Origin of the sequence: Planktotalea sp., assembly GCF_039984035.1 — a bacterium.
GTDB lineage: Bacteria > Pseudomonadota > Alphaproteobacteria > Rhodobacterales > Rhodobacteraceae > Planktotalea.
Genome location: NZ_JBDWVM010000380.1, coordinates 1 through 8396, shown reverse-complemented (window position 1 = coordinate 8396; position 8396 = coordinate 1). Strand labels below are relative to the sequence as shown.

Annotated in this window: 11 protein-coding genes and 1 pseudogene; 11 read left to right on the top strand and 1 reads right to left on the bottom strand. The window is 54.4% G+C overall.

Annotation, left to right across the window (positions count from 1 at the left end; translation table 11 throughout):
• From ABJQ89_RS16990 to ABJQ89_RS16960, 7 genes are all read left to right on the top strand, one after another.
• The coding region (locus tag ABJQ89_RS16990; RefSeq protein WP_348497345.1) for a hypothetical protein at positions 1 to 105 on the top strand (105 nt) is incomplete at its 5' end.
• 73 nt (positions 106 to 178) lie between these two features.
• A complete protein-coding gene (locus tag ABJQ89_RS16985) occupies positions 179 to 838 on the top strand; it encodes a hypothetical protein (protein WP_348497344.1) in 660 nt (219 codons plus the stop codon).
• Between the two features lie 29 nt (positions 839 to 867).
• Positions 868 to 1155, top strand: a complete 288-nt coding sequence (locus ABJQ89_RS16980; RefSeq protein WP_348497343.1) for a DUF1330 domain-containing protein — start codon at positions 868 to 870, stop codon at positions 1153 to 1155.
• 5 nt (positions 1156 to 1160) lie between these two features.
• Positions 1161 to 1637, top strand: coding sequence for a TerB family tellurite resistance protein (locus ABJQ89_RS16975; protein ID WP_348497342.1), 477 nt, complete (start codon positions 1161 to 1163; stop codon positions 1635 to 1637).
• An 18-nt stretch (positions 1638 to 1655) separates the two neighbouring features.
• The gene (locus ABJQ89_RS16970) at positions 1656 to 2096 is read left to right on the top strand and encodes a TerB family tellurite resistance protein (RefSeq protein ID WP_348497341.1); all 441 of its coding nucleotides are present in this window, start codon (positions 1656 to 1658) and stop codon (positions 2094 to 2096) included.
• A gap of 109 nt (positions 2097 to 2205) precedes the next feature.
• On the top strand, positions 2206 to 2982 hold the full coding sequence (locus tag ABJQ89_RS16965) for an ATP-binding cassette domain-containing protein (protein WP_348497340.1): 777 nt from the start codon (positions 2206 to 2208) through the stop codon (positions 2980 to 2982).
• A gap of 33 nt (positions 2983 to 3015) precedes the next feature.
• Entirely contained in the window at positions 3016 to 3729 is a 714-nt protein-coding gene (locus ABJQ89_RS16960) for a transporter substrate-binding domain-containing protein (RefSeq protein ID WP_348497339.1), read from the top strand.
• 60 nt (positions 3730 to 3789) lie between these two features.
• Here ABJQ89_RS16960 and ABJQ89_RS16955 read toward each other — a convergent pair whose 3' ends face one another.
• A complete protein-coding gene (locus ABJQ89_RS16955; protein WP_348497338.1) occupies positions 3790 to 4869 on the bottom strand; it encodes an FAD-dependent oxidoreductase in 1080 nt (359 codons plus the stop codon).
• A 144-nt stretch (positions 4870 to 5013) separates the two neighbouring features.
• Between ABJQ89_RS16955 and ABJQ89_RS16950 the strand changes: the two genes are divergently transcribed.
• From ABJQ89_RS16950 to ABJQ89_RS16935, 4 genes and pseudogenes are all read left to right on the top strand, one after another.
• Positions 5014 to 5895 carry an ABC transporter permease subunit gene (locus tag ABJQ89_RS16950; RefSeq protein ID WP_348497337.1) on the top strand — a complete coding sequence of 294 codons (882 nt, stop codon included), beginning with the start codon at positions 5014 to 5016 and terminating at the stop codon, positions 5893 to 5895.
• Complete coding sequence (locus ABJQ89_RS16945; RefSeq protein WP_348497336.1) at positions 5895 to 6704, top strand: ABC transporter permease subunit; 810 nt, start codon at positions 5895 to 5897, stop codon at positions 6702 to 6704. Before ABJQ89_RS16950 ends, ABJQ89_RS16945 begins: the two co-directional genes overlap by 1 nt.
• A 9-nt stretch (positions 6705 to 6713) precedes the next feature.
• Positions 6714 to 8048 (top strand): glutamine synthetase family protein, encoded by a 1335-nt coding sequence (locus tag ABJQ89_RS16940; RefSeq protein WP_348497335.1) that lies wholly within the window; start codon positions 6714 to 6716, stop codon positions 8046 to 8048.
• A gap of 40 nt (positions 8049 to 8088) precedes the next feature.
• A pseudogene (locus ABJQ89_RS16935) lies at positions 8089 to 8396 on the top strand (type 1 glutamine amidotransferase); the annotation flags it as partial.

The window sequence follows — 8396 nt, the reverse complement described above, 5'->3', positions numbered from 1 at the left end:
ATCGGCGTTCAGTTCCACCCGGAACTGAAATCAAAACCGTTTGACCCACATCCCCTGTTCAAAGATTTCGTGCGCGCGGCCAAAGACAACTCACGTCTGGTGTAACCTCGTAAGGTGCGTGATTACACGCACCCATCGCAGGATTTGGTGAAATGGCTTTCTGTGTTATGCTCCTCGCATGCGCAGTTTGGCTCTCTTCTTCGCTCTCGTCATCGCGCCGTGCTTGCACGCTCAGCAGGCCTGCACGCGCCCGATTTGCAATGTATCACCCGATAGCTTGCAGCTAAGCTCTCTCATTGATTTCAACGATGTCACTTCATCAATCGGTATTGGCAGTCGCATCGACGAGGTGCTTAAACGCGATGGTGCTGCTTTCGGAGAACGGTTTATTGGCCAAACACGGCACGCACATGGCGATCATGATGTCATCAGCGGCGCGCCGATCCTACCGCTCACATTGCGCGATGGCGGGCGTGGGCAAACGCTTGGCGCGATGCATCTCAAGGGCAGCATCGTCTTGCACGGGCACGGTCACCGCGTCTACCCAAAGGTTGAAGCCGTCGGTGAAGGCTCTGTTGCCGTTCTCTTTGATCGGGATCAACCAGCTCTTTCCTTTGATCTCAGGGGCGGCGAGCAGGGCTTTGCGAGCGTGATCTTCATCCGCCGAGATGGCAGCACGATAGACACCCACACCCTCGGTCCCTTGGGCGAAGATAGCTTTGGGTTTGAGCGCAAATCAGGGCAACCTGACATCGCAGGGTTCATTTTGCTCAACACCGATCCGCAAGGGATTGCTTTGGACAACTTGCGCTTTGATGGTTTCGATTTATTAGGCTAGCCTATCCAGCAAACAGCAGGAGAGCGCAGATGCCCAAAGGCTATTGGATCGGCCATGTCACGATTGATGACGTGGAAACATACAAACTGTATCAACAGGCAAATGCCGCGCCTTTCAAAGAATTTGGCGCTAAATTTCTGGTGCGCGGTGGTGCGCAAACAGTTCGTGAGGGCGAAATGCGCGGACGTAGCGTTGTGCTTGAATTCCCCACGATTGAAGCCGCCTATGCCTGTTATGACAGCGCTGTGTACCAGGCAGCGAAAGCAATCCGTGAATCAGTCAGCGCAGGCGATATCGCAATTGTTGAAGGCGTTTAAATCGTATGAGTATTTTTGAACGGTTAGGCCGCCTGTTTGCGGCACTCCCAAAGGGATCTGACGTCAAACCATTGCCTGATTCGGATGTACCCCATGCGATTGGCACTCTTTTGGTTCGTGTTGCTAGGTCAGACAAACAATATGCTGTGCAAGAAATCGGTAAAATCGAGCGAGCGCTTGCCAAGTTTCAGGGCATCAGTGCAGCCGAGGCCGCAACGCTTCGTGCTGAGTGCGAACAACTTGAAGCGTCTGCACCAGACACTTCTGGTTTTGCAGTCCTGCTTTGCGCAGGCGTAGACTATGATGATCGATTGAGCATGATCGATGCTCTTTGGGAAGTCGCCTACGCTGATGGTACGCTTCGCGAAGAGGAAACGGAAACGATCAAGGCCACACAAACGCATCTCGGCATCACGCGCGAGGACAGTGAGACCGCCCAGACTAAAGCACAATACGTTCAAGACCTTTCTTCTTTGCTTTAAGGGACCTATATCAACGCAATGTTCGCTGAATTTCTCAAACGGCTGACCCAGCCGGAGCCCGACCCGCTGGACGATGGCGATGCCCGCCTCGCCTTGACTGCCCTTTTGGTGCGCATTGCGCGCTCTGATGGCGATTTCGCGCCCGAAGAGCGCAGGCAAATCGAATCCGTCGTCACTACGCGCTACGTTCTGGACAAAAAAGGCACCGAAAAGCTGATCGCTGACGCAACCGCCTTGGAAGGCGAAGCGCCGGACACCGTGCGTTTCACCCGCGCGATCAAGGATGCGGTTCCCTATGAGGAACGTCTTGGCGTGATTGAATCGCTTTGGTCTGTCGTGCTGGCAGATGGCGTGCGCGAGCAAGAAGAAGATGCTTTGCTGCGCCTTGTGTCCAACCTCCTCGGCGTGAATGACAAAGACAGTGCACTAGCGCGCCAACGTGTAGCGGCTAAGCTTTAGACATTACCTCGCGTTAAGTTTAAAATTTCAGCGCCTTGCGTGCTTTGGTCATTGCCAAAGACCGCAAGGTCAGCACAATAGCACGCTTAGATCAGACTCAGGGGATGTCGTGGGCCAGCAAGATACCGTTATTGAACTACGCAACCTTCACAAAGCCTACGGCGACTTGGAGGTCATCAAGGGCGTTTCTATCTCTGCCAAGCGCGGGGATGTCGTATCGCTCATCGGATCTTCCGGTTCGGGAAAATCTACGTTGCTGCGATGCGCCAACCTTTTAGAAGACAGCCAACAAGGCGACGTTCTGTTTAAGGGTGAGCCAGTAAAGTGGGCAGGCGCAGGCCAAAACCGCGTACCTGCGGACAATGCCCAAGTCATTCGCATTCGCACCAATCTATCCATGGTCTTTCAGCAGTTTAATCTGTGGTCTCACATGACGATCCTGCAAAACGTGATGGAAGCGCCGGTTACTGTACTCGGCCGTGATCCTTCCGCAGTGGAAGATGCAGCTCGTGGATATCTTGAGAAGGTCGGCATTGGCGACAAATGCGATGTTTATCCCGCGCAACTGTCAGGCGGTCAGCAACAACGTGCTGCAATTGCCCGTGGGTTGTGCATGGAACCCGAAGCGCTTTTGTTTGATGAACCGACATCTGCGCTTGATCCAGAGCTTGAGCAAGAAGTTGTCAAAGTGATCAAAGACTTGGCCGCCGAAGGGCGCACCATGTTGATCGTCACGCATGATATGAAAATGGCTGCGGATGTGTCTGACCACGTTGTCTTTCTACACCAAGGCCTTATCGAAGAAGAAGGTGCGCCAGAAACACTCTTTGGCGCGCCAAAATCAGCCCGATTGCAGCAGTTCCTATCAAGTACCTCTGCACTCTAAATTCCAAATAAAACCACTCCAGGGAGACCACCAATGAAAAATCTTATCCTCACAACAGCCGCACTGGCACTGACCGCCGGTCTTGCATTCGCTGATACAATCCGCATGGGCACAGAGGGCGCATACCCTCCCTACAACTTCCTGAATGACGCAGGCGAAGTTGACGGTTTTGAGCGTGAGCTTGGCGATGAACTCTGCGCACGTGCCGAGCTGACATGTGAATGGGTTACAAACGAGTGGGACAGCATCATCCCGAACCTCGTATCTGGCAACTACGACACAATCATTGCAGGCATGTCCATCACGGCAGAGCGCGATGAAGTCATTGATTTCACACAGAACTACACACAGCCAGACCCATCTGCATACCTCGCGATGAGCATGGATGTAGACGTTGCTGGCGGCGTGATCGCAGCGCAAACCGGTACAATCCAAGCATCCCACATCGCGTCCTCTGGCGCGACATTGGTTGAATTTGCAACGCCCGAAGAAACAGTTGCGGCGGTTCGCAACGGCGAAGCGGATGCGGTTCTCGCAGACAAATCTTTCCTCAAGCCAATCGCGGACGAAGATGCGAGCCTGATGTTGATCGAGCAAGAAGAACTGCTTGGCGGCGGCGTTGGCATGGGTCTGCGTGAAAGCGATGGCGAGCTGAAAGCGAAGTTCGACGCAGCAATCACATCCATGAAAGAAGACGGTTCTTTGAACGCGTTGATCGCGAAATGGGAAGTTGGCGTTCAGTTCTAATCGCTGAGTTTACCAAACTGAAGTGCGGCGGTGTCCATTTGGGCGCCGCCGTTTTCGTTTCTAAAATCGATCCGGGCGAAACGCGCCCAGCCATTGGTTCGTGCTATTGCTTACGCCGTTCAGCATTTCACGCGCGATCAAATCGCCCATCAGCGCTGCCAAAGTCATTCCAGAATGCATCGTTGCCGCGTATAGCCCCGGCATGACCGCCCCAACAGCGGGAAAACCATCCTCGGGAACAGGTCGCTGTGCCAATTGCATGCTTGCCAATTCCAAGTTCTCCTCAGGAAAGAGCGCCCGTAAACGGGTCATCGAACGTTCAGCTGCTTGTTGTGGCGGCTCCGTCAATTCAGTTGCCGCGTCAGCCTGATGACCAATGGCAGCGGGTGTGATCAGCGCCCCATCGGGCAACTGACGTACCTCGCCAAAGTCGGTCACCAATACATGGCTGAGTGTGAACGACACTGGTTTCGTACGCAAAACCAGCGCAGGGCGGTGCAGCATCGGCAGGTTTACATCCACCTGTTGAAGCAAGGCTTGCGTCCCCGTCCCCGCGGCGACAAGAACTTGATCCGCTGCAAACACGCCCTCGCGTGTTTGGACGCCGCAGATTTTAGAACCTTGGCGGTGGAATCCTGTGACTGTGAACCCCTGCGCCACTTTAGCGCCCAAGGCGACCGCCGCGTTTAACAAGGCATCGGCGCTTGCGGCTGGTTCAACAACGCCTTCGGACTGGAAATGTATCGCGCGTTCGGGCGGCGCGCCCAAATTCGGCTCTAGCCTTTGCACATCCGCTTTTCCCAACACCTTGCAGGGATACCCTTGTTCAGACAGCGTTCGGACCTGTTCATCGAACGCAGCGCCCGTATGTTCCCAACACAAACTGCCGTGCCACATTGATGGAAGATCGACGCGCGCGCGAAGGTGCGAAAAGGCTTTGATCCCCTCGACCCGAAGCGCAAAATACTTCGGGTTCTCAAAAAACGATGCGTTGACCCATCCAAAACTCGCATCAGTCGCGCGCGCAGCGGCACCAGAAATCACAAGGACATCTGCGCCCTGCGATTGCAGCTCAAACGCGGCTGCAGCACCGATGATTCCACTGCCAACTACAATAATTTTCTGCCGTGCGTGTGCCATTCGGCGACCTCTTTGATCTTTTCGTTGATAGCATAGGCACAAATGCGGTTTTTACCCAGCGTGTCCCTCAAAATATGTGTTTAACCTCTTGGCCTCCTGCCGTTATTCCTGCAACCATGCTTCAAGTTATAAAAAGAAAACTCGATGTTTAGCTATTGCTCTGATCCTTCCGTCCTGAGTGGCATGTCTTGGTTGTCTTGCTACCTGACGACGGGAAAACACATGGGATTTTACGTCTCATTTGGCACGGTTTTACTCCTACTAGCGATCACTGCGCCGACGGCTCTGGCCTTTGGCTTTGCCGGTGCATCAGCGGCCCGCTCGGCCCTTGCCCCGCTACGATGGATCGGAAAATCCTATATTGCCGTTGTCCGAGGCGTGCCTGACATCGCGTTTTTCTTGTTCTTTATCATCGCCCTAGATCAAGGCATTGAATATCTGCGTCACAAAGCGCTCTGCTCTGATTGGGACCAGCCCATTCGACAAGGCAATGATTTTCTGGTGTGCGATGCTGCCAAAATGCCGCTCGGCACTGCCCCGCAATGGGTGCATGAAAGCTACGGTTTCACCCTTGCTGTTCTGACCTTTGCAATTGTGTTTGGCGCCTTTGCCGCGAATGTTTTGTTTGGCGCCATGCGCGCCGTGCCACGCGCCCAGATCGAAACCGCCGAGGCCTATGGCATGACACCGCGTCAAAGCTTTTGGCGCATTCTTGTTCCGCAAATGTGGGTCTTCGCCCTACCCGGTCTCAGCAATCTCTGGATGGTGTTGATCAAGGCGACCCCTCTCCTGTTTCTGCTTGGTGTGGAAGATATCGTCTATTGGGCACGAGAACTTGGCGGCACGAAGACATCGCGCTTCACCGACTACCCGCATGGCGATTGGCGCGTTTGGTACTTCTTGTTCCTGCTGGTGTTTTATCTCGCCTTTACGCGAGTTTCGGAAGTGCTGCTGGATAAGTTGATGAAACGTCTCACGCATGGGCAAGCCACAACCGCAGGCGAAGCACAAAGGAAGGCCGCATAATGGATGATTGCCTTCAAACCATCGTGGATTACGGCCTGCGTTCTGTCGGGATTGGGCAACGATTGCTGCCCAAAGAGGACTTTACCCTTTGTCAGCAAGTCACGCTGATCGGCTCTGGCATGATCTGGAACGTGTACTTTGGCATTCTCGCCTTAGTCTTCGGGTTCATGGCCGCGACCGGCCTTGCAGTTGCAAAAGCGGCCAAGAGCAAATGGATTAGAAAGCCTGCAGAATGGTTCATTTTCTTGTTCCGTGGCTCGCCGCTCTTTATTCAATTCTTCTTCGCCTATTTCCTGTTCCTGTCGCTCAAGGGCGTCAGCCCGATCTTCAATCCGTTCACTTCCGCATGGCTTGGCGCGCTCATCGTGCTGTTTTGTAACACCGCGGCCTATTCAGGCGAGATTTTCTACGGCGCATTGCAATCGATCCCAAAGGGAGACGTCGAAGCCGCAGATGCTTATGGCCTCACAGGTTGGTCGCGCTTTAAACGGGTGATCTGGCCCACGATGCTGCGCCTTGCATGGCCTGCCTACACGAACGAGGCGATTTTCCTCTTCCATGCGACGACACTGGTGTTCTTCACAGGTTTCCCGGCATGGCAGCAGCGCGGCGATGCGCTTTATTACGCCAACTATTTTGCCGACAAAACGTTCAATCCCTTTGTCCCCTACCCGATCTTGGCTGGTTATTTCATCATCCTGACGTTGATCGTCATTTCCATTTTCGGACTGGTCAATCGCCACTTGAACAAGCATCTTCCTCAGCATCAACGACGCAAACTCAAGCTGCGTCCCAAGCTTATTCGATAGAGGCACCCAATGGAAAACTGGCTGAGCGAGAACCCTGACATTCGCTCTATTCGGGTCGCAGCATGCGATCTGAATGGGCAAGCGCGGGGCAAACGCATTCCGACGCGTTTTGCCAGCAAGGTTATTCAGGACGGCAGTCGTTTTCCTTTCTCAGTCCTGAACCTCGATATTTGGGGCGAAGATATCGAAGACAGCCCGCTTGTTTTTGACAGCGGCGATGCGGATGGCATGCTCTTGCCGACGGAACGTGGCTATTTACCCATGCCGTGGCTCGGCACGCCTACTGCGCTTTTGCCTGTCTGGATGTTCCATGAAGATGGCCGTCCCTTTGATGGCGATCCGCGCCAAGCGCTCGCGCGGATCAAGAATCGTTATTCTGCTGCAGGCCTCACAGCCGTCGTCGCGACAGAGATGGAGTTCTACCTCATCGACGACAGTGGACGTATGCCGCGTACCGTGCCTTCGCCGCATAATGGCAAGCGTCGCACAGGATCAGAAACACTGGGCCTACGCGCGCTGGATGCATTTGATGAGTTTTTCACGGATCTTTATGACGCCTGCGAAGTCATGGATATTCCTGCGGACGCTGCGATTTCTGAGGCGGGCCTTGGTCAATTCGAAATCAACCTCATGCATGTCGATGATATGCTCAAAGCGGCTGATGATGCATGGCTTTTCAAACTGCTCGTGCGCGGCTTGGCCCGCAAACACGGTTTCGCCGCCAGCTTTATGGCCAAACCCTATCCAGATTATTCGGGCAACGGGATGCATATGCATTTTTCGGTTCTGGACGATGCTGGAAACAACGTCTTTGACGATGGCGGCCCCAAAGGCACCGAGAGCCTGCAGCACGCCATTGCCGGCTGCATGAATGCGATGCCCGCGTCGATGCTCATCCTTGCGCCGCATGCCAACAGCTATGACCGCTTGGTCCCCGGCGCGCATGCCCCGACCAAGCTCTGCTGGGGGTATGAAAATCGCACGGTTGCAATCCGCGTGCCGGGCGGCAACCCGAAAGCACGGCGCATCGAACATCGCGTCGCGGGCGGTGATGTGAACCCCTATTTGCTGCTAACCGCCGTTCTTGGTGCTGCACTTGATGGGATGGAGCAAAAGCTCATCCCGCCTGCGCCCGTCACAGGCAACGCTTATGCGCTTGATACGCCCGAGCTGCCTGCAACTTGGCAAGAGGCCATCGATACTTTTGCAAGCGATCAGGCAGTGGCCCGCATTTTCCCAAAGGCGCTGATCCAGAATATGGTCTTAACCAAACGCCAAGAAATCAAAGAGGTCGAAAGCCTCTCCGAAGAAGAGCGCATTGCGCTCTACCTTGAGTTCCTGTGAGCGCTGCTCTAGCGTTCACAAAACATCCCATAGGTGACGAATGAAAATCGGTATTTTGCAAGCCGGACACACCCCCGAACGCGTGGCAGACACAGCGGGGGATTATACAGCGATGTACTCCAACCTTCTGAAAGGGCATGATTTTTCATTCCAAACGTGGAGCGTTGTGGACATGGAGTTTCCAAGCGGGCCGACGGATGCAGATGGCTGGCTGATCTCCGGCTCCAAGCATGGTGCTTACGAGGATCGCCCTTTCATTCCCCCGCTTGAGACGTTGATCCGCAACATCGCCGCCTCGGGGCGCCCTTTGGTTGGTGTCTGTTTCGGGCATCAAATCATCGCTCAAGC